We start from the raw sequence: 21760 nt of genomic DNA, 5'->3' as shown, positions 1-21760 counted from the left end.
GATCGAAGAATGAGTAATGTTGGAGCGTCGCTTGCGACATGCTACGGACCCGTCAGTACGCAGGTAATGGCGAAGGCAGAAAAAATTAAGCTGTTAATTCTTGATGTAGATGGTGTTTTATCGGATGGATCCATCTACATGGGTAATAATGGAGAAGAGTTGAAAGCGTTCAACGTCCGCGATGGTTACGGTATCCGCTGTGCATTAACATCCGACATTGAGGTTGCCATTATTACTGGCCGAAAAGCTAAACTGATGGAAGACCGCTGCGAAACGCTGGGCATCACGCACCTCTATCAAGGACAATCAGATAAGTTATTAGTTTATCGCGAGTTATTGAACAAACTTTCGCTGGTACCGGAACAAGTTGCGTATGTCGGAGACGATCTCATCGACTGGCCTGTGATGGCAGAAATTGGTTTAAGCGTGGCGGTGGCGGATGCGCATCCGCTGCTGATTCCCCGGGCGGATTATGTCACCCGTATTGCAGGCGGACGCGGTGCGGTTCGTGAAGTGTGTGATTTGTTATTGCTGGCGCAAGGCAAGCTTGATGAGGCCAAAGGGCAATCAATATGAGTAAAACCAGACGTTGGGTCATCATTGTGCTGTCACTGGTCGCACTGATACTGATTGGGGTGAACCTGGCCGATCGCGAACAGACTGAACAAGTTACGGTTAACAATACTGACCCAACGTATAAAAGCGAGCATACCGATACGGTAGTCTACAGTCCGGAAGGTGCGTTGAACTATCGGCTGATAGCACAGCATGTTGAATACTATTCTGCTGATGCTATCACCTGGTTTACCCAGCCAGTGCTGACGACTTTCGACAAAGATAAAATTCCTGACTGGTCCATCAAGGCGGATAAAGCGAAGCTGACCAATGACCGGATGCTTTATCTTTATGGGCATGTTGAGGTCAACGCCCTGACTGCGGACGCTCAACTGAGAAAAATTACGACGGATAACGCCCAGATAAACCTGATCACGCAGGATGTCGCCTCTGATGATCAAGTCACGTTATACGGAACAACATTTAATTCCACCGGCCTGAAAATGCGCGGCAATTTACGCAGCAAAAACGCCGAGCTTATTGAAAAGGTTAGAAGCTCCTATGAAATTCAGAACAAACAAACTCAGCCTTAATTTTGCCCTGGCCAGTGTCCTTTTTGCCGCCAGTCTTCCGGCGCTTGCGGTAACTGGCGATACCGAGCAACCTATCCATATCGATTCCGATCAGCAATCGCTGGATATGCAAGGGAATGTGGTGACCTTCACTGGCAATGTTGTCGTAACGCAGGGCACCATCAAAATCAACGCCGACAAGGTTGTGGTTACGCGCCCAGGTGGCCAGCAAGGTAAAGAGATCATTGATGGCTACGGTAATCCTGCCACTTTTTATCAGATGCAGGATAGCGGCAAACCCGTAAAAGGCCACGCTTCCCAGATGCACTATGAGCTGGAAAAAGACTTCGTGGTCCTGACAGGCAACGCCTACCTTGAACAGCTTGATAGCAACATCACGGGCGACAAAATTACCTATCTGGTGAAAGAGCAGAAAATGCAGGCTTTCAGCGATAAAGGTAAACGCGTGACGACGGTTCTGGTGCCGTCGCAGTTGCAGGATAAGAACAACAATCAAACCCCGGCTCCGGCGCAAAAAAAGAGTAATTAATTCGTTATGGCAACATTAACTGCAAAGAATCTCGCCAAGGCCTACAAAGGCCGCCGTGTGGTGGAAGATGTCAGTCTGACAGTCAATTCAGGCGAAATTGTCGGGCTGCTCGGTCCTAACGGTGCAGGTAAAACCACAACGTTCTACATGGTCGTGGGTATCGTGTCGCGCGATGCGGGCAATATCATCATCGACGATGAAGATATCAGCCTGCTGCCGCTGCATGCCCGGGCACGTCGCGGTATCGGCTATTTGCCGCAGGAAGCCTCTATTTTCCGGCGCCTGAGCGTATTTGACAATCTCATGGCAGTACTGCAAATTCGCGATGATCTCACATCCGAACAGCGCGTGGATCGGGCGAATGAGTTGATGGAAGAATTCCATATTGAACATCTGCGCGACAATATGGGGCAGGCGCTTTCTGGCGGCGAACGCCGTCGTGTCGAAATTGCTCGTGCGCTGGCTGCAAACCCTAAATTTATCCTGCTGGATGAACCGTTTGCCGGCGTTGACCCGATATCGGTCATTGATATCAAACGCATCATTGAGCACCTGCGTGATAGCGGGCTTGGCGTGTTGATTACCGATCACAACGTTCGCGAAACGTTGGCGGTGTGTGAGCGTGCTTATATTGTCAGCCAGGGGCATTTGATCGCGCACGGTACGCCTCAGCAAATCCTTGAAGACGAACATGTTAAGCGCGTATATCTTGGGGAAGACTTCAGACTCTGATAGGGTAGGGTTTATTGACGTGTTTAGTCGGAGAGTACTGCTCTGAATATGAAGCAAGGTTTGCAATTAAGGCTCAGCCAACAGCTAGCCATGACGCCACAGTTGCAACAGGCTATTCGCCTGCTGCAACTGTCCACGTTGGAACTTCAGCAAGAACTCCAGCAAGCTCTGGAAAGTAATCCATTGCTTGAGCAAACCGATCTTCACGAAGAAGTGGATGCGCAACAATCTCAGGATAACGAAGGCCTGGATACTGCCGACGCTCTCGAACAAAAAGAGATGCCCGAAGAGTTGCCTCTGGACGCCAGTTGGGATGAAATCTATACCGCTGGCACCCCGTCTGGCAGCAGCACCGATTATCTTGACGATGAACTGCCTGTTTATCAGGGAGAGACCACACAGTCGCTGCAAGATTACCTGATGTGGCAGGTGGAGCTCACCCCTTTCTCAGACACCGATCGCGCCATTGCGACTTCAATTGTCGACGCTGTTGATGACACAGGTTATCTCACCGTTCCGCTGGAAGACATCCTGGAAAGCATGGGCGATGAAGAGATCGGTCTGGATGAAGTCGAAGCGGTACTGAAACGTATTCAGCGTTTCGATCCGGTTGGCGTCGCGGCCAGAGATCTACGCGATTGCCTGTTGATCCAGCTCTCTCAGTTTGCCAAAGAGACCCCCTGGTGTGAGGAAGCGCGTTTAATCATCAGCGATCATCTGGATCTGCTCGCAAACCACGACTTCCGTACGCTGATGCGCGTAACACGTCTGAAAGAAGAAGTGCTGAAAGAGGCGGTCAATTTAATCCAGTCTCTTGATCCACGTCCGGGTCAGTCAATCCAGACAGGTGAGCCCGAGTATGTTATCCCTGATGTCCTGGTGCGTAAGCACAATGGGCGCTGGACGGTCGAGCTCAACTCCGACAGCATCCCTCGTTTGCAGATCAATCAGCACTATGCCGCCATGTGCGGTGGTGCGCGTAACGATGCTGACAGCCAGTTTATCCGTAGCAATCTGCAGGAAGCGAAATGGCTGATTAAAAGCCTTGAGAGTCGCAACGACACCCTGTTAAGGGTGAGCCGCTGCATTGTTGAACAGCAGCAGGCGTTCTTCGAGCAAGGCGAAGAATTTATGAAACCGATGGTTTTGGCCGATATCGCTCAGGCCGTCGAGATGCATGAATCCACGATTTCCCGTGTCACGACCCAAAAATATCTGCACAGTCCGCGTGGCATCTTTGAGCTTAAATATTTCTTCTCCAGCCATGTGAATACCGAAGGCGGCGGCGAAGCCTCGTCGACGGCTATCCGCGCACTGGTGAAGAAATTAATTGCCGCAGAGAATCCTGCGAAGCCGTTGAGTGACAGTAAGCTGACTACCATGCTCTCCGATCAGGGTATTATGGTAGCGCGGCGAACCGTTGCGAAGTATCGAGAGTCTTTATCCATTCCGCCGTCTAATCAGCGCAAACAGCTGGTGTGACCTAACCGATAAGGAAGACACTATGCAGCTTAACATCACAGGACATAACGTCGAGATAACCGAGGCCCTGCGCGAATTCGTTACCGCGAAATTTGCCAAACTCGAACAATATTTCGAAAGGATCAATCAGGTCTATGTTGTGTTGAAAGTGGAGAAAGTGACTCATATCTCGGATGCGACCCTGCATGTAAACGGGGGGGAGATTCATGCCAGTGCGGAAGGACAAGACATGTATGCTGCCATCGACGGTTTAATTGATAAACTGGCGCGGCAACTCACGAAACATAAAGATAAACTGAAACAACACTAATTGTCCGGGCACTCGTCTGGCGCGTATCACCCTGCCGCAACCCGGCAGGGTGTCTGCACTGGCGACGCTTAGGTGAAATTATGATGAATAACGATTCCGCTCTTCAATTGAGCAATGTCCTTAACCAGGAATGTACCCGTAGTGGTGTTCACTGCCAGAGCAAGAAACGTGCGCTGGAAATTATCAGTGAACTGGCAGCAAAGCAGTTGAGCCTGCCACCACAAGTGGTCTTCGAAGCGATCCTGACGCGTGAGAAAATGGGCAGTACCGGTATTGGTAACGGTATCGCCATCCCTCACGGAAAACTCGAAGAAGATACTCTTCGTGCCGTTGGTGTTTTTGTGCAACTGGAAACACCCATCGCCTTCGATGCTATTGATAACCAGCCAGTCGATCTGCTCTTCGCGCTTCTGGTTCCCGCCGATCAGACCAAAACCCACCTGCATACGCTCTCGTTGGTGGCCAAGCGTCTGGCGGATAAAACCATCTGTCGCCGTCTGCGCTCAGCGCAAAGCGATGAAGAGTTGTACCAGATCATCACGCTGACAGAAGGCGAAAATGACGATGCGTAACGCAACAGCTTCCCTTGTGTCGCTGGTTCTGAGGAGAATTGGCCCATGGTCCTGATGATCGTGAGTGGTCGTTCGGGCTCAGGTAAGTCAGTGGCCCTGCGCGCCCTGGAAGATATGGGATTTTACTGCGTCGATAACCTGCCGGTCGTTCTTTTGCCGGAGCTGGCAAGAACGCTGGCTGACCGTCAGACGTCTGCCGCCGTCAGCATCGATGTGCGTAATATGCCGGAATCGCCGGAAATTTTTGAGCAGGCAATGAGCAGCCTGCCGGATTATTTTTCTCCGCAACTGCTGTTCCTGGATGCCGATCGCAACACGTTGATCCGCCGCTACAGCGACACACGTCGTCTGCACCCTCTTTCCAGCAAAAACCTGTCGCTGGAAAGCGCCATCGATGAAGAGAGTAATCTGCTGGAGCCACTGCGCTCACGCGCCGATCTCATCGTCGACACATCGGAAATGTCCGTTCATGAACTCGCCGAGATGCTCCGTACCCGACTGTTGGGTAAACGCGAGCGCGAACTGACTATGGTGTTCGAGTCCTTTGGCTTTAAGCATGGTATCCCTATTGATGCCGATTACGTGTTTGACGTTCGCTTCTTGCCTAACCCGCACTGGGACCCGAAATTACGCCCGATGACCGGGCTGGATAAACCGGTTGCAGCCTTCCTTGACAGACATACGGAAGTGCACAATTTTATTTACCAGACCCGCAGTTATCTCGAACTGTGGCTACCAATGCTGGAAACCAATAATCGCAGCTATTTAACGGTAGCGATTGGATGTACCGGCGGTAAGCACCGTTCCGTCTATGTTGCTGAACAGCTTGCAGACTATTTCCGCTCACGCGGTAAAAACGTTCAGTCTCGTCATCGTACGCTGGAAAAACGGAAAACATGACCGTAAAACAAACTGTTGAAATCACCAATAAGCTGGGTATGCACGCGCGCCCGGCGATGAAACTGTTTGAACTGGTTCAGGGCTTTGATGCTGAGGTACTGTTGCGTAACGACGAGGGAACCGAAGCCGAGGCCAATAGTGTGATTGCGCTTCTCATGCTGGACTCCGCGAAGGGCCGACAAATTGAGATAGAAGCGACGGGCCCTCAGGAAGAAGAAGCGCTGGCGGCTGTCATTGCGCTCTTTATCGCCGGGTTTGACGAAGACTGACAACGCGCGTTTTCCCTCTCCAGGCGGAGAGGGAATCATCAATGCAGTTTATTGCGCGCCAGGAAATCCTCTCCTCCAAGCTGACGCATCTGGCGCATAATCCACGCCTGTCGGCTGCGCACATACCCTGACGGCGCATCAGCGCGAAAGCGTACCGGATTCGGCAATACTGCTGCCAGCAATGCCGCCTCAGCCATCGTCAACTTGCTGGCAGGTTTATGAAAATAACGCTGCGAAGCCGCCTCCACGCCAAAGATACCATCGCCAAATTCAGCAATGTTCAAATAGACGGTCAGAATACGCCGCTTTGTCCAGACAGCCTCGGTGACCAGGGTTAAACCCGCTTCAAAGCCTTTACGCACCCAGCTTTTGCCGTCCCAGAGCAGCAGGTTTTTAATGGTCTGCTGAGAAATGGTTGATGCACCGCGAATCCGATTCTCATGCTGCTCATTGTGCGATAAGGCCTTTTCAATCGCGCCAAAATCAAGCCCCCAATGGTCCGGGAAACGCTGATCTTCGGCGGCAATCACCGCCAGCGCCACCCAGGGTGAAATCTCGTCCATACCCACCCAGTCCGAATGAGCAACATAACCGAAATCCCCCGTCAGCCAGGCCCCCACTTGCCGTTCGACCATGACGGCTGAAAACGGTACCGGCATAAAACTGAACAGCAAAATACCACCGCCCCAGAAGATTCCCAGCGCCAGGACCACACGGAGTAATAGCTTTTTGATTTTCGCCATGAGTGGGCCACGCAACCCTCTCATTCAGCGAGCACCAGAACGCGGGAGACCAGTTTTTCGATCCCTGTAGCCGCCTCCGCAATATTCTGCGCCAGCATGTACGCCGGTGTGGTCACCACTTTGTTATCCTCATCGACCACAATATCGTCGACAGGGCAAGGCACGTGTTCAGCACCCATATCTTCAAGCACCTCCGCCGTATCGATATCCGTTCCAATCGTCAGGCGCAACGGAAAATCAAAGATTTTCGGCAGCATCGCAGGCGCAATACAGATAAAACCGAGTGGTTTCCCCGCCTGGTGCATCTCCAGGACCAGCCGTTTCAGATCCGGATCAACCACACATTCACTACCGAGACTGGCAAAGCTGCTCAGATTTTTCGCTGCGCCAAATCCGCCAGGCACAATCAGCGCATCCAGATCGTTTATTGATGCCTGAGCGATCGGAAGGATCGCACCACGAGCAATGCGGGCCGCCTCGATCAGCACGTTTCTACTTTCACTCATCGGTTCACCCGTGAGATGATTAATGACATCGGTCTGACGCTTGTCAGGCGCAAAGCATACTGCCTCAGCGCCTTCACGAGCGATCGCCAGCAGGGTAATGACAGCTTCGTGGATTTCCGATCCGTCATAAACGCCTGATCCGCTGAGAACAACACCGATTTTTTTCATTTTGCTCGTCCTTTATGCAACGTACTCGGGATAATTAAATATTTTGATAAGGGCGCTATGCTTCACACATTTCACTGATTGATGTAACAAATACTTTAAGATTTGCTATCTTATGTGCGTGCAGTTCAAATTTTCCCGACTGCGCCCTTGATAAAAAAATATAACTTTACGGCGCAGCCACGATTTCCCTGGTGTTGGCGCAGTATTCGCGCACCCCGGTTAATCCGGGGTCATTTTTTTCCAGCGGTTGCTACCCACGCTTTCAATACATCCACATCGTGCTGCCACTCTTGCTTCATCTCTTCAACCCATTCACCGACGTTATCCCACCAGGCTGGCAGATCGGGTGACTGAATTTGCTGACCCAGCTGTTGCAGGTGACGAAGGCCGACCGATCCAGCGGCACCCTTGATCTTGTGCCCCTCTTCGACGATCCCTTTTTGATCCCGCGCAGTGAGATTTGACTCCAGAACGCTCAGATAGCCCGGCATCATTTTCTCAAATACCGCCAGCCCATCAGTAATCAGCTTCGGCCCAACCAGATCGATATACTGCTCAAGCATCGGGATATCCAGCAGGTTTTGTGATTTTTGACCATCGGTATGAGACATTGCGCCTTGCTCCTCTTCTTCGTCCGCATCCCAGAATTTCTTAATCATGGCAGTTAATGCCGGGACCGCCAGCGGCTTGCTTAAGACATCGTCCATCCCTGCATCCAGATATTCTTTTTTATCTTTCAGCACGTTGGCAGTAAGCGCCACCAGTGGTGGTAAATCGTCTCGGGCAAACTGGCTGGTGAGAATGCGCGAGATGTCCAACCCGGTCATATCCGGCAACTGAATATCGAGCAGCACCAGATCGTATTCGCCGGGTTTAAACATCTCCAGCGCGGCCTTGCCGGTCATCGCAACGTCCACGCTACTGCCCAGTTTTTCCAGAACGGAACGGGCAACGATCACGTTAAGTTCAATGTCTTCCACCAAAAGCACATGCAGCGCTGGCAGCGGCATATCATCGTCTTCAAAGGCATCTTCCACCTCCTCCGCTACCGCAGGCGCGTGAACGGTCAGCGTGAAGATAGAGCCTTTGCCCGGCTGGCTGGCAACAACAATGTCACCGCCCATGTTTTTCGCCAGACGACGTGATACGGCGAGGCCAATCCCTGTGCCGGTAGCAGGCTTGCCGCCATGGCTGTCTTTCACCTGGTAATACATGGCGAAAATTTTATCCAGCTCATCGCGAGGAATGCCAATCCCGGAATCTTCGACCTCGAAGTGCAGCATATCGCCTTCGTCATAGCGCACACGTACGGTGACTTGTCCCTCACGGGTAAATTTGACGGCGTTGCTGATAAGGTTCCACAGGATCTGCCGCAACCGCGTACCATCAGTGACCACCTTATGCGGTAACGGCAGCGTAGGCTCCATGACGAAGCGCAGACCTTTCTGGTGTGCCTGCAGGCCGGAAAGGTTCTCCAGGTCGGCAAGGAAGCTGGTGAAATCCACCGGCTGATTATCGAGCTGGACTTTACGGCGTTCCATTTTATCCATGTCGATAATATCGTTGAAGATATTGCCCAGAGTGACGGCAGAAACATGGATAGTTTTCAGGTATTTTTCCTGCTCAGCCGTTAAATCAGTATCCAGAAGAATACGGCTCAGACCGACGATGCCATTAAGCGGCGTACGCAGTTCGTGGCTGATAGTGGAAATAAAGGTGGTTTTATCGCGGCTGGCACGTTCCAGGGCGTCCTGATAGCGTTTACGCTCGGTAATATCACGCCCGAAACCCATCAAGCCGTGGCGCTTACCTACGCGGTCATAGTAGGGCACCTTACGGATTTCAAAGCAGGCTTTTCGCCCATCCGGATAATCCAGCCACTGTTCATAGGTCAGCGAAACATTGTGGCGAAACACCTTTTCATCGGTCTCGATAACCTTTTCCGCCGCTTCCGGCGCATAGACATCCTGCGGTTTCAGGTTAATCAGTTGCTTCTCGCTTTTGCCTGTCAGCAGTTCCATCGCCCGGTTACAGCCGGAAAACTCTTTGTCTTCGTTGCGATAGAAAACCAGGTCCGGGGAGGCATCGAGGAAAGAGCGTAAAAATGTGGATTGCTGTTCAAGCTGAATCTGCGTCTGCTCGCGCTCCTGCATCTCTACTTTAAGCTGCTCAAATGTCGACTGACGTTCAGCTTCGGCTTTCTCGCGATCGGCCATCTCCTGGTTAAGCCGGGTGATGTTGTCCTTAAGTTGAATATTGAGTTTGAGGTCGCGATCGCGCATTTCTTCCAGTTTGTCCACCAGCCGCGAAAGGCGCTGACGTGACTCTTCAAGTTGCTCAACGACAACCGATAAGAAATAGACCGCCCAGGGGGTAATCAACAAGCCAAAAAATATAGAACGAATGACGTCGATGCTCGCCACCTGCCCCTGCAATACCATCGTCACCGCCATTTGCACGACGATAGCCAGCACCACCAGCGCCAGGGCAAGTAACAGGGAGAAACGAACCAGCCCGAGCTTCATCATCAGGTCGACGTAATACTGCGCCAGTAAACGGATTTGCTTCATAGCGATTTCCTTAAACAATTCCGCTCAATAATACCCAATTCTGAGCAACGCGTTGAAGGTTGTGCGAAAAATGCGGTGTCAGGCAACCGTCACGGCTGGATCCATGGGCGGCCCAATGCGGAACCCTGCACACCATGTTCAGTAAGATAACGATCCAGCTCCACCATTCCCGTCCAGCGATTTTCACACCACAACGGCGCCAGCAGCGTCGGACGGCGAGCGCTGGCGGAGACGCGATGGTAAATCACCTCCGGTGGCGTTGCGCGGATCATCTCCCCGGCGGTGACAGTATAGTCTTCCAGTTCAATGCCCTGCAGACGGCCCGCCTCCCAGGCTTTTGCCATGATGCTGCCATTCACAATATGCAGGGGATGCAGCTTGATACCGTCTACGCCTGTCTCTACCACACGATGGAGGGTTTGCAGGCATTCCGACTGCCCTTCACCTGGCAAACCAACAATAAGATGACTACATACTTTCAACCCGCGCTCGCGAGCCAGACGGGTGGTCTGCTGATAACAGGCGAAATCATGCCCACGGTTAATACGGTGCAGTGTTTTATCGTGTGCGGTTTGCAATCCCAGTTCGAGCCAGACCTCATAGCCTTGATCGTTATACTCACTCAGTAAATCCAGCACCGCCTCGGGTACGCAATCCGGGCGCGTGCCGACGCACAGGCCAACAATGCTGGCCTGGCTTATCGCCTGTTGATACATAGAACGCAGTACCTGTACTTCGGCCCAGGTACTGGTGTAAGCCTGAAAATAGGCGAGATAACGTTTAGCACGATTCACCAGGTTCGCCTGATGTGCCAGCTGTTCGGCAATGGAGTGATGCTGCTGCGCCTCATCGGCGAAGGAGGCCACATTACAGAACGTGCAACCGCCCCGACCGATAGTGCCATCACGATTCGGGCAGCTAAAACCGCCGTGAAGCGTCAATTTATGAACCTTTTGCCCATAACGACGGGCAAGATCCCCACCAAACATATTGACTAATTTTTGTAACTGCATAATCTGACAGGCCGTGCCTTTGAAAAGGGCCAAGCCTGCCATTTTTAGCTTTCGACGGCGATGATGTGGATCAATCGCCCGGCAAGGCTTTTATTCATTGCATAAAAAGTCAAGATTACCGCCATTTCATTCACTTCTCCGGCAATTACTTTTCCTTATGTTCAGGCGATATTTTGCAGAAATACTGTCGTAAGTGAAAAACAGTGTGTTCCTGCGCCTGTAAGAACATTCTCAGAATAATATTCTGAAATCTATATTAGCCTTAGTAGGGTAGCGCATTAACAACGCTTCCCGATAGTGAGTCAGATCACATTACTCTGCCGCTCAGCGTTGGGCTTATTGATTGTAAATAAGGTTAAATTCAATTATATATCAATACATTAAATAAGCTTTAGCACATTATTAGATAAATAAGCCTGGCATTTGACCTGTGTACGGATTCCCGATAAGTTGGGAATCCGCTGGAAGCTTTCTGGATGAGTGGTCTGCTCATCATATTTATGCAGTTATTGAGATTCCCTCTTAAGCAAGTCCTCAACACTTGTGTACCGATGCGAAAAGGAAATTAAAGAGGGCGACATGCGAGGCTTTATTAGCCCCGTCGCCATGCTCTTGCTGTGCCCGCGCGCAATCGGTATCGGATGGGAATCCCGCAGAGCCTGGGGAGGTTCACTGATATGTTGTACGATAAATCCCTTGAGAGGGATAACTGTGGTTTCGGCCTGATCGCCCACATAGAAGGCGAACCTAGCCACAAGGTAGTGCGTACCGCTATTCACGCACTGGCCCGTATGCAGCACCGTGGCGCGATCCTCGCTGATGGTAAAACCGGCGACGGTTGCGGCTTGCTGCTGCAAAAACCCGATCGTTTCTTCCGTATCGTTGCGGAAGAGCGCGGCTGGCGTTTAGCCAAAAACTATGCCGTTGGTATGCTGTTCCTGAATAAGGATCCTGAGAAAGCCAGCGCATCACGCCGTATTGTAGAAGAAGAACTTCAACGTGAAACCCTGTCTATTGTCGGCTGGCGCGACGTGCCAACCAACGAAGGGGTACTCGGTGAAATCGCCCTCTCCTCGCTGCCCCGTATTGAGCAAATTTTTGTTAACGCCCCGGCTGGCTGGCGCCCGCGTGATATGGAGCGCCGTCTGTTTATCGCCCGTCGTCGCATTGAAAAACGTCTGCAGGAAGATAAAGAGTTCTACGTTTGTAGCCTCTCGAACCTGGTAAATATCTATAAAGGTCTGTGTATGCCGGCTGACCTGCCGCGCTTCTACCTGGACCTGGCGGATCTGCGTCTGGAATCGGCCATTTGCCTGTTCCACCAGCGCTTCTCCACCAACACTGTACCGCGCTGGCCGCTGGCACAGCCGTTCCGCTATCTGGCGCATAACGGTGAAATCAACACCATCACCGGTAACCGTCAGTGGGCACGCGCGCGTACCTACAAATTCCAGACCCCGCTGATCCCGGATCTGCATGATGCGGCGCCGTTCGTCAACGAAACCGGTTCTGACTCCAGCTCCATGGATAACATGCTCGAACTGCTGCTGGCAGGCGGGATGGATATCGTGCGCGCCATGCGCCTGCTGGTACCGCCAGCCTGGCAGAACAACCCGGATATGGACCCGGATCTGCGCGCATTCTTCGACTTCAACTCCATGCATATGGAACCGTGGGATGGCCCGGCGGGTATCGTAATGTCCGATGGCCGTTTCGCGGCCTGTAACCTCGACCGTAACGGCCTGCGTCCGGCACGCTATGTCATTACCAAAGACAAGCTGATTACCTGCGCTTCCGAAGTGGGTATCTGGGATTATCAGCCTGACGAAGTGGTCGAAAAAGGTCGCGTCGGTCCGGGTGAATTGATGGTTATCGATACCCGTGGCGGTCGCATTCTGCACTCCGCAGAGACCGATGACGATCTGAAAAGCCGCCACCCTTATAAAGAGTGGATGGAGAAAAACGTCCGCCGTCTGGTGCCGTTTGAAGATCTGTCAGATGATCAGGTTGGCATCCGTGAAATGGACGACGATCTGCTGACAAGCTATCAGAAGCAGTTTAACTACAGCTTCGAAGAGCTGGATTCGGTTATTCGCGTACTCGGTGAAAACGGTCAGGAAGCGGTGGGGTCAATGGGTGACGATACCCCGTTCGCCGTGCTCTCCAGCCAGCCACGTATCATTTACGACTACTTCCGTCAGCAATTTGCGCAGGTGACCAACCCGCCAATCGACCCGCTGCGTGAAGCGCATGTCATGTCGCTGGCCACCAGCATCGGTCGCGAGATGAACGTCTTCTGTGAAGCAGAAGGCCAGGCGCATCGTCTGAGCTTCAAATCGCCGATCCTGCTGTACTCCGATTTCACGCAGCTCACCACTATGAAAGAGGAGCACTATCGCGCAGATGTGCTGGACATCACCTTCGATGTGACCGAAACCTCGCTGGAAGAGACGGTGAGAGCGCTGTGCGACAAAGCAGAACAGATGGTGCGTAACGGCACCGTGCTGCTGGTGCTGTCTGACCGTAACATCGCCAAAAACCGTCTGCCGGTACCGGCACCGATGGCGGTTGGCGCGGTGCAGACCCGTCTGGTTGAGAAAAGCCTGCGCTGCGATGCCAACATTATCGTAGAAACCGCAAGCGCCCGCGACCCGCACCACTTCGCAGTGCTGCTGGGCTTCGGCGCCACCGCGATTTATCCGTACCTGGCCTATGAAACACTCGCGAAACTGGTCGACACCAAAGCCATTGAGAAGAATTACCGCACGGTGATGCTGAACTACCGCAACGGCATCAACAAAGGGCTGTACAAGATCATGTCCAAAATGGGCATCTCGACGATTGCCTCTTACCGTTGCTCAAAACTGTTCGAAGCCGTCGGCCTGCATGAAGAGGTGTCCGAGCTCTGCTTCCAGGGCGTGGTCAGCCGCATCAGTGGCGCAGGTTTTGCGGACTTCCAGCAGGATCTGCTGAACCTCTCCAAACGCGCCTGGCTGGCACGTAAACCGCTCGAAGCGGGTGGTCTGCTGAAATACGTGCATGGCGGTGAATATCACGCCTATAACCCGGACGTGGTGCGCACGCTGCAACAAGCCGTTCAGAGCGGGGAATACAAAGACTACCAGGAATACGCGAAGCTGGTGAATGAGCGCCCGGCGGCCACCCTGCGTGACCTGCTGGCCATCACGCCGAACGGCGAAACCGTCAGCATCAACGACGTTGAACCGGCAAGCGAACTGTTTAAACGCTTTGATACCGCGGCAATGTCCATCGGCGCATTGAGCCCGGAAGCGCATGAAGCGCTGGCAGAAGCCATGAACAGTCTCGGCGGCTTCTCCAACTCCGGTGAAGGCGGCGAAGACCCGGCACGCTATGGCACCAATAAAGTGTCACGTATCAAACAGGTCGCTTCCGGTCGCTTCGGTGTGACCCCGGCGTATCTGGTCAATGCTGACGTGATTCAGATTAAAGTCGCTCAGGGTGCGAAACCGGGTGAAGGCGGTCAGTTACCGGGGGATAAAGTGACCCCGTATATCGCTAAACTGCGCTATTCCGTACCGGGCGTGACGCTGATTTCTCCGCCGCCGCACCACGATATCTACTCTATCGAGGATCTGGCGCAACTGATTTTCGACCTGAAACAGGTCAACCCGAAAGCGATGATCTCCGTGAAGCTGGTTTCAGAACCGGGCGTCGGCACCATTGCGACCGGCGTGGCAAAAGCCTATGCGGATCTCATCACCATCGCCGGTTACGACGGCGGTACCGGCGCAAGCCCGCTGTCATCGGTGAAATACGCGGGTTGTCCGTGGGAACTGGGCCTGGTGGAAACCCAACAGGCGCTGGTGGCCAACGGTCTGCGCCACAAAATTCGTTTACAAACGGATGGCGGTCTGAAAACCGGACAGGACATCATCAAAGCGGCAATCCTCGGTGCCGAAAGCTTCGGCTTTGGTACTGGCCCGATGGTGGCGCTGGGCTGTAAATACCTGCGTATTTGCCACCTGAACAACTGCGCAACCGGCGTAGCAACTCAGGATGAAAAACTGCGCAAAAACCACTACCACGGTCTGCCGTTCAAAGTGACCAACTACTTTGAATTTATCGCCCGTGAAGTGCGTGAGTTAATGGCGCAACTGGGCGTTAAACGCCTGGTGGATTTGATCGGTCGTACCGACCTGCTCAAAGAGCTGGACGGATTCACCGCCAAACAACAGAAGCTGGATCTGTCGAAACTGCTGGAAACCGCCGAGCCGCATCCAGGCAAAGCACTGTACTGCACGGAAAACAACCCGCCCTTTGACAACGGCGTACTGAACGCGCAGTTACTGCAGCAGGCCAAACCGTTTGTTGATGAACGCCAGAGCAAAACTTTCTGGTTTGATATCCGCAACACGGACCGTTCTGTCGGCGCGTCGCTGTCTGGCTACATTGCGCAGACGCATGGCGACCAAGGGCTGGCGGCAGATCCGATTACCGTGCACTTTAGCGGCACAGCAGGCCAGAGCTTTGGCGTCTGGAATGCCGGCGGCGTTGAGCTGTACCTGACTGGCGATGCCAACGACTATGTCGGCAAGGGTATGGCAGGCGGTTTAGTCGCGGTACGTCCGCCGGTAGGCTCTGCTTATCGTAGCCACGAGGCCAGCATAATCGGTAACACCTGCCTGTATGGCGCAACGGGTGGTCGTCTGTATGCCGCAGGTCGTGCGGGTGAACGTTTCGGCGTGCGTAACTCCGGCGCGATTACTGTTGTGGAAGGCATTGGCGATAACGGTTGTGAATACATGACTGGTGGTATTGTCTGTATCCTCGGTAAAACAGGCGTGAACTTTGGTGCAGGGATGACCGGCGGCTTCGCCTATGTGTTGGATGAAGACGGCGAGTTCCGCAAACGTGTGAACCCGGAACTGGTGGAAGTGCTGAGCGTCGATGACCTCGCCATCCACGAAGAGCATCTGCGCGGGCTGATTACCGAGCATGTGCACCATACCGGTTCTTCTCGCGGCGAAGAGATTCTGGCGAACTGGCCAGCCTTCGCAGAGAAATTCGCACTGGTTAAACCGAAGTCCAGTGATGTGAAAGCACTGTTGGGTCATCGTAGTCGTAGCGCAGCAGAGCTGCGTGTGCAGGCGCAGTAAGGGGCAGCAATGAGTCAGAACGTATACCAGTTTATCGACTTACAGCGCGTGGATCCGCCAAAGAAACCGCTGAAGATCCGTAAGATTGAATTTATTGAAATCTACGAGCCATTTTCGGAAGGCCAGGCCAAGGCGCAGGCAGATCGCTGCCTCTCCTGTGGTAACCCGTACTGCGAATGGAAATGTCCGGTCCATAACTACATCCCAAACTGGCTGAAACTGGCCAACGAAGGGCGTATTTTTGAGGCCGCAGAGCTGTCTCATCAGACCAACACCTTGCCGGAAGTCTGCGGGCGCGTTTGCCCGCAGGACCGCCTGTGTGAAGGTTCCTGTACGCTGAACGATGAGTTCGGCGCGGTCACCATCGGCAACATTGAGCGCTACATCAACGATAAAGCGTTCGAGATGGGCTGGCGTCCGGATATGACCGGTGTGAAGCAGACTGACAAACGTGTGGCAATTATCGGTGCAGGTCCGGCTGGTCTGGCATGCGCCGACGTGCTGACCCGTAATGGCGTCAAAGCCGTGGTGTTTGACCGTCACCCGGAAATTGGCGGTCTGCTGACCTTTGGCATCCCGGCCTTCAAGCTGGAAAAAGAGGTGATGACCCGCCGTCGCGAAATCTTCACCGGCATGGGTATTGAGTTCAGGCTGAATACCGAAGTCGGTCGCGACGTACAACTTGATGACCTGCTCAAAGATTATGACGCTGTGTTCCTTGGCGTGGGGACCTATCAATCCATGCGCGGCGGTCTGGAAAACGAAGATGCAAATGGCGTGTTCGATGCCCTGCCGTTCCTTATCGCGAATACCAAACAACTGATGGGCTTTGGTGAATCGGCTGATGAACCCTTCATCAGCATGGAAGGCAAACGCGTTGTTGTGCTGGGCGGTGGCGATACCGCGATGGACTGTGTACGTACCTCTGTACGTCAGGGTGCCACCAACGTGATTTGTGCTTACCGCCGTGATGAAGAAAACATGCCGGGTTCAAAACGCGAAGTGAAAAACGCACGTGAAGAGGGTGTGGAATTCCAGTTCAACGTGCAGCCGCTGGGCGTCGAAGTAAACGCCAACGGTAAAGTCTGCGGCGTGAAAATGGCGCGTACCGAAATGGGTGCGCCAGATGCCAAAGGCCGCCGTCGTGCGGAAATCGTTGCGGGCTCCGAACATGTGGTGCCGGCCGATGCGGTCGTGATGGCGTTTGGCTTCCGTCCGCATAGCATGGAATGGCTGGCGAAACACAGCGTCGAGCTGGATTCACAAGGTCGCATTATCGCGCCGGAAGGTAGCGAGAATGCTTTCCAGACCAGCAACCCGAAAATCTTTGCGGGCGGCGATATCGTTCGTGGTTCCGACCTGGTGGTCACCGCCATCGCCGAGGGCCGTAAAGCGGCAGACGGCATTCTGAACTGGCTTGAAGTGTAAGTTTCTTTTGCGTTGACAATAAAAGACCACCTTCTTAGAAGGTGGCTTTTTAGAATGCCCCCTATAAGGGGGGCTACTGTCTCCTTCCTGTTACTACTCTAGCAATTCCATCTGCTGTTCATGCGTTTGTTCCTTTTTCTCCTGATGCCTCACATATCTCCTGATAATTTCTTCATTCACTCCCACCGTATCGACAAAGTAGCCACGGGACCAAAAATGGTTACCCCATAGTTTCTTTCTTATATGTGGAAAACGATTGTAGAGCCTGATTGCTCTGCGGCCTTTCAGATGCCCCATCAGGGTTGATATCGAGATTTTCGGCGGGACTATTACAACCAGATGAACATGATCTGGCTGAACATTTAACTCCAGAACCTCACAATCTTTTATTCCGCATAGGATGTAGATTGTCCTGTAAAGTTCCTTGCCCAGATTATCTTTCAGGATCCTGAAACGGTACTTTGGCGTCCATACTATGTGGTATTTGCAACGCCAATATACATGTGATGAACTCCTGTAAAGCCCCATGTCGGTTTGTCTCCTTTTACTTGTGGTGAGTAAGCAGAGATATTCCGGCATGGGCATTCTTCAGGCTATAGCCTTACAGGATCAATCACCACCTCCCCAGGAGGTGGTTTAGGGGTGACAATAAAAGCCGGATAACTGTTTATCCGGCTTTTTTTATGCCGTCAGGAGACGGGCGCGCACCTTCACGACGACTTTTTTAATGTCCCTTGATACGGTAACGTTGCAACCCGGCTTATGCGGCTCACCCGGCATAAAAACGATGAACATCCCCGGTAATAACGTCGCTGTCTGCTCATTCGCTATCGCAGAACATAGCTGATAATCGTCCTCCCTATGCCATTCATCGCACTCCCGCGCGGAGCCTGCAACGCCATAGAAAATGCGCTCATCCCCGGCGAGCAGAAGCTGAATATCAATAAACGCCTCATGCAGTTCAGCCCGTTTTTGCTCTGGCAACCCGGTGGGAAACTGCATGACATTCATATAGATGTCTTCACGCAACAGCGCGTAACGTCCCGGAGCCTTTTCCTGCGGACAAGCGGCCAGGGCCAGCATCAGCGCCTCCGCCAGCACCGGATGCAACTCCGCATGCGCAAGTGATGTCAGTTCACTGATAAACAAAGTGACCTCCCTGCGCCAGCAGAGCTGCGCCCAGCAGCCCAGCATCATGCCGGTAATGTGCTGCGCTCATCGCCACCTGATACACCGCTGGCAATTGCGCCAGAGACGCCTGAACCTGCGCCAGATACCCCGATGCCAGGCCAACACTGCCTCCCAGCACGACACGCTGGCAGTCAGTTGTGGCTTTCACATCGGCAATCAGCCGCGCCAGGGTGTGCGCAGAATGAGTAATCAATGCCTGCGCTTGCGCATGCCCTTCGGCTGCACGGGCAAAAATGCTTTTTGCATCACACCCGGCCAGATCATCTTTCGCGGCAGCGGCTATCCCACGACCGGACGCAATAGCTTCCACACACCCAATTCGTCCGCAGCCGCATCGCGGGCCATGGGGATCGGCCAGCGTGTGGCCGAAATGACCAGCCAGCCCGCCACGCCCGGTGAGTAATGTACCGCCGCTCACCACGCCGCCGCCCACCCCAGTTGATACCGTGATAAACACCATGTCGCTGGTCTCGTCCTGGCAGGCATGATATTCCGCCCAGGTCGCCGCCTGCGCGTCGTTTACCGCCAGCACAGGCAGACCAGAGAGCATTTCAAGTGTTGATACCAGCGGAAAATGCAGCAGGCCGCCCAGGTTTTGCGGGTTAATCGCCAGTAAAGTCCCATCGTGGATAATCCCGGTTGAGGCAATCGCCACCTGCCGCGCGTGAGGAATAAGCGGTGCGACGAGTGTCTGGAGTGCGGATCGTAAAGCATCCGGCGTTTTGCTTGCGGGCGTCGGCAGTTCACGACGTTGATGCATATGCCGTTCGCTGTCAATCAACGCAGCAGCCAGCTTGGTGCCGCCGATATCAATTGCCAGCGTGGTCATTCGCCGCCTCCTGAAGTGCGCTGCAATACCACTGGCATATATGCTCCAGCCGGGTAATGGCAGAGCCAACCGTCACCGCCCATGCGCCGTGGCGTCTCGCCTGCGCGGCCAGCTCAGGCGTGTTATAACGCCCTTCCGCCATTACCCGGCATCCTGCCTGGCTAAGCGTCGTCACCAACGCCAGATCCGGCGCCAAAGGCGTATGCTCATGGGTGTAGCCAGACAGCGTCGTACCAATCAACTCTGCGCCCGCTTGCTGGCACATCAGACCGTCCTGTTCACAGGAACAGTCCGCCATTGCCACCAGTCCGTGCTCATGGATCCTTGCAAGCAACTCACGGACCGGAACCGGACGAGTGCGTTCCGTACCGTCAATGGCAATAATATCCGCCCCCGCCTGTGCCAGCTTATCGACATCATCCAGATAGGGCGTAATGCGTACCGGAGAGTCCGTTAAGTCGCGTTTAATAATACCGATGACAGGCAGCGTAACAACCTGACGCACGGCGCGCAGATTGTTAATGCCTTCGATACGCAGCGCCACCGCCCCGGCCTGCTGCGCCGCCAGCGCCATCGCAGCCACGATCTCCGGTTTGTCCAGCGGACTGCCCGGAACAGGCTGACAGGAGACCACCAGCCCGCCCAGACGAGCAATGTGTGCATCCATTTTCGCTATCAGAGACATGTCTCAGTTATCCTTTCGTTTTTAATAACCCGTTCTTCGCGCCGTCGCGACCCAGCGCACCGCTGAATGGTTTGCCATCGATCGCATCATGCGTACGCAGCGCTTCCGGACGCAGCCAGCGCTGCACGCGCGAGGGCATATCCAGACCAATCAGCACGATCACCACAAAGGTCAGGCTAAAGGAGAGTGCGCCTAACGCGGTGCCCAGATGCAGACGCTGGGCGATCAGCGCTCCCAGGATTGGAGCCAGCGCGCCGCCCAGCGCCCCGACGTTGTAGGTAAATCCCAGCCCTGCCGCACGCTGATCGGTATCGAAATAGCCCCCAATAAGCTTAGGCAGAATACCGGAGATCCCCTGCCCCAACATTTGCTGAAAGAAGAGTAAAAACCCCAGTACCCAGACGCTGGTACCACCAATGGCAAACACCGGGATGATCAGGATTTGCGAGGCGAGCAGGCTGTAAACGTAGGCTTTGCGCGTCCCCAGCCAGTCACCCAGAAAACCGCCGACACAGCAGCCCACCGCCGCACCAAACCCACTAAAAAAGAGCACCCGGGCGACCGTAGAAGGAGAGTAAGCCAGTTCGGTTTTGAGATACGTTGGCAGCAGCGCCTGGATAGGCCAGGAGTAGAGAAAAGCAAAGAGCACGACCACCATTAACATCACGCCGGTCGGCCAGCGCTTGCCGCTGCTTTGCACCATAAAACTGATAAAAATAAAGGCGCACGCCAAACCCAAAAGCGCCACCAGCGCCGCGTTTTTCATTTCACCGGCAAAGCAGTACCAGAGAGAGAGCGCCGCAATCACCGTCATCGCCACGTTTATCAGGCGAAATTTGCCACGGTAGAGAATATCGACCATCGTACGTACCGGCGCTTTACCCGCATGCCTCTCTTTCCAGTCTTCGGCTTCCGGAATGTTTTTCCTCAGCCACAGGGCAAAGACGATAGGCAAAATGCCAATAAAGAACAGAGCCCGCCAGCCCCAGACCGGCACCACCAGGCTATAAACCTGCGCCGCGATAACCGCCCCGACAGAGAAACCGGAAATCAAAAAACCGCTGGCCTTGTTACGCAGATGCCTGGGCCAGCTTTCAATCACATAGGTCGCGCTGGAGCCATACTCGCCGGCCATCCCCATTCCGATCACCAGACGGGCGATAAACATGGTGGTATAACCTGGAGCCAGCCCGCAGGCCAGCGTACCGCAAGAAAACAAAAGAATACTGGTGACCATCGCCAGCCGTCGGCCGTAGCGATCGCCCATTGCGCCCAGCATTAGCCCGCCAAACCAACGGGAAATAAAAGCAGCGGAGATGAGGCTTGCCGCCTGCACCGTCGTTAACCCAAACTCGCTTTGAATTTCTGTTAACACCAGCGCGATAAGGACAAAATCAAAACCATCAAGCAGATAGCCCAGCCAGGCGGCGAAGAAAGCCCGCCATTGCGCCCGATTGAGGTGGCGATACCACGGGAAATTTTGCATAGCAGTACTCATGTGATACTCCCGCGACGGGCATTACCCATCACTTTTGTAGACCGACAGA

At 53.6% G+C, this 21760-nt stretch carries 20 protein-coding genes; 11 read left to right on the top strand and 9 right to left on the bottom strand.

Annotated features, from left to right (window positions below):
• Window positions 1–9 precede the first annotated feature (9 nt).
• The 9 genes from kdsC to npr all read left to right on the top strand — a co-directional run bounded on the left by kdsC (window position 10) and on the right by npr (window position 5942).
• Window positions 10–576, top strand: a complete 567-nt coding sequence (gene kdsC, locus AB182_RS28325) for a 3-deoxy-manno-octulosonate-8-phosphatase KdsC (RefSeq protein WP_047372941.1) — start codon at window positions 10–12, stop codon at window positions 574–576.
• A complete protein-coding gene (gene lptC, locus AB182_RS28320) occupies window positions 573–1148 on the top strand; it encodes an LPS export ABC transporter periplasmic protein LptC (RefSeq protein WP_047372940.1) in 576 nt (191 codons plus the stop codon). The genes kdsC and lptC overlap by 4 nt, the downstream gene beginning before the upstream one ends.
• Window positions 1117–1677 carry a lipopolysaccharide ABC transporter substrate-binding protein LptA gene (gene lptA / locus AB182_RS28315; protein ID WP_047372939.1) on the top strand — a complete coding sequence of 187 codons (561 nt, stop codon included), beginning with the start codon at window positions 1117–1119 and terminating at the stop codon, window positions 1675–1677. The genes lptC and lptA overlap by 32 nt, the downstream gene beginning before the upstream one ends.
• Before the next feature lie 6 nt (window positions 1678–1683).
• The gene (lptB, locus tag AB182_RS28310) at window positions 1684–2409 is read left to right on the top strand and encodes an LPS export ABC transporter ATP-binding protein (protein WP_039077451.1); all 726 of its coding nucleotides are present in this window, start codon (window positions 1684–1686) and stop codon (window positions 2407–2409) included.
• 48 nt (window positions 2410–2457) lie between these two features.
• Complete coding sequence (rpoN, locus tag AB182_RS28305) at window positions 2458–3891, top strand: RNA polymerase factor sigma-54 (RefSeq protein WP_047372938.1); 1434 nt, start codon at window positions 2458–2460, stop codon at window positions 3889–3891.
• A gap of 22 nt (window positions 3892–3913) precedes the next feature.
• A complete protein-coding gene (hpf, locus tag AB182_RS28300) occupies window positions 3914–4201 on the top strand; it encodes a ribosome hibernation promoting factor (protein WP_039077449.1) in 288 nt (95 codons plus the stop codon).
• Window positions 4202–4281: 80 nt separating this feature from the next.
• Window positions 4282–4773, top strand: a complete 492-nt coding sequence (gene ptsN / locus AB182_RS28295) for a PTS IIA-like nitrogen regulatory protein PtsN (RefSeq protein WP_039077448.1) — start codon at window positions 4282–4284, stop codon at window positions 4771–4773.
• A gap of 45 nt (window positions 4774–4818) precedes the next feature.
• Window positions 4819–5673: an RNase adapter RapZ gene (rapZ, locus tag AB182_RS28290; protein ID WP_039077447.1), complete on the top strand. Its 855-nt coding sequence runs from the start codon at window positions 4819–4821 to the stop codon at window positions 5671–5673.
• A complete protein-coding gene (npr, locus tag AB182_RS28285) occupies window positions 5670–5942 on the top strand; it encodes a PTS phosphocarrier protein NPr (RefSeq protein WP_039077446.1) in 273 nt (90 codons plus the stop codon). The genes rapZ and npr overlap by 4 nt, the downstream gene beginning before the upstream one ends.
• 38 nt (window positions 5943–5980) lie before the next feature.
• Here the strand turns inward: npr and mtgA are convergent, their stop codons facing one another.
• The 4 genes from mtgA to AB182_RS28265 all read right to left on the bottom strand — a co-directional run bounded on the left by mtgA (window position 5981) and on the right by AB182_RS28265 (window position 10942).
• On the bottom strand, window positions 5981–6685 hold the full coding sequence (mtgA, locus tag AB182_RS28280) for a monofunctional biosynthetic peptidoglycan transglycosylase (RefSeq protein WP_223883569.1): 705 nt from the start codon (window positions 6683–6685) through the stop codon (window positions 5981–5983).
• Between the two features lie 20 nt (window positions 6686–6705).
• Entirely contained in the window at window positions 6706–7359 is a 654-nt protein-coding gene (gene elbB, locus AB182_RS28275; RefSeq protein WP_047372936.1) for an isoprenoid biosynthesis glyoxalase ElbB, read from the bottom strand.
• 230 nt (window positions 7360–7589) lie between these two features.
• The gene (arcB, locus tag AB182_RS28270) at window positions 7590–9929 is read right to left on the bottom strand and encodes an aerobic respiration two-component sensor histidine kinase ArcB (protein ID WP_047372935.1); all 2340 of its coding nucleotides are present in this window, start codon (window positions 9927–9929) and stop codon (window positions 7590–7592) included.
• Between the two features lie 89 nt (window positions 9930–10018).
• Window positions 10019–10942, bottom strand: a complete 924-nt coding sequence (locus AB182_RS28265) for a TIGR01212 family radical SAM protein (protein WP_120785472.1) — start codon at window positions 10940–10942, stop codon at window positions 10019–10021.
• A 677-nt stretch (window positions 10943–11619) separates the two neighbouring features.
• On the opposite strand from AB182_RS28265, the gene gltB reads away from it, so the two are divergent.
• Both gltB and gltD read left to right on the top strand, forming a co-directional pair.
• The gene (gltB, locus tag AB182_RS28260) at window positions 11620–16080 is read left to right on the top strand and encodes a glutamate synthase large subunit (protein WP_139153738.1); all 4461 of its coding nucleotides are present in this window, start codon (window positions 11620–11622) and stop codon (window positions 16078–16080) included.
• A gap of 9 nt (window positions 16081–16089) precedes the next feature.
• A complete protein-coding gene (gltD, locus tag AB182_RS28255; RefSeq protein WP_047372933.1) occupies window positions 16090–17508 on the top strand; it encodes a glutamate synthase subunit GltD in 1419 nt (472 codons plus the stop codon).
• Window positions 17509–17601: 93 nt separating this feature from the next.
• Here gltD and tnpA read toward each other — a convergent pair whose 3' ends face one another.
• The 5 genes from tnpA to AB182_RS28230 all read right to left on the bottom strand — a co-directional run bounded on the left by tnpA (window position 17602) and on the right by AB182_RS28230 (window position 21711).
• Window positions 17602–18036 carry an IS200/IS605 family transposase gene (tnpA, locus tag AB182_RS28250; protein ID WP_047372932.1) on the bottom strand — a complete coding sequence of 145 codons (435 nt, stop codon included), beginning with the start codon at window positions 18034–18036 and terminating at the stop codon, window positions 17602–17604.
• 153 nt (window positions 18037–18189) lie between these two features.
• A complete protein-coding gene (gene nanQ, locus AB182_RS28245) occupies window positions 18190–18657 on the bottom strand; it encodes an N-acetylneuraminate anomerase (RefSeq protein WP_120785436.1) in 468 nt (155 codons plus the stop codon).
• Window positions 18644–19528 (bottom strand): N-acetylmannosamine kinase, encoded by an 885-nt coding sequence (nanK, locus tag AB182_RS28240; protein ID WP_047372930.1) that lies wholly within the window; start codon window positions 19526–19528, stop codon window positions 18644–18646. The genes nanQ and nanK overlap by 14 nt, the downstream gene beginning before the upstream one ends.
• Window positions 19509–20213, bottom strand: coding sequence for an N-acetylmannosamine-6-phosphate 2-epimerase (locus AB182_RS28235; RefSeq protein WP_047372929.1), 705 nt, complete (start codon window positions 20211–20213; stop codon window positions 19509–19511). The genes nanK and AB182_RS28235 overlap by 20 nt, the downstream gene beginning before the upstream one ends.
• 7 nt (window positions 20214–20220) lie before the next feature.
• A complete protein-coding gene (locus tag AB182_RS28230) occupies window positions 20221–21711 on the bottom strand; it encodes an MFS transporter (RefSeq protein WP_047372928.1) in 1491 nt (496 codons plus the stop codon).
• Between the last annotated feature and the right edge of the window lie 49 nt (window positions 21712–21760).

The organism is Phytobacter ursingii (assembly GCF_001022135.1).
Classification (GTDB): domain Bacteria; phylum Pseudomonadota; class Gammaproteobacteria; order Enterobacterales; family Enterobacteriaceae; genus Phytobacter; species Phytobacter ursingii.
The sequence above is the reverse complement of the archived record's forward strand: the minus strand, read 5'-3'. Positions and strand labels throughout refer to the sequence as shown.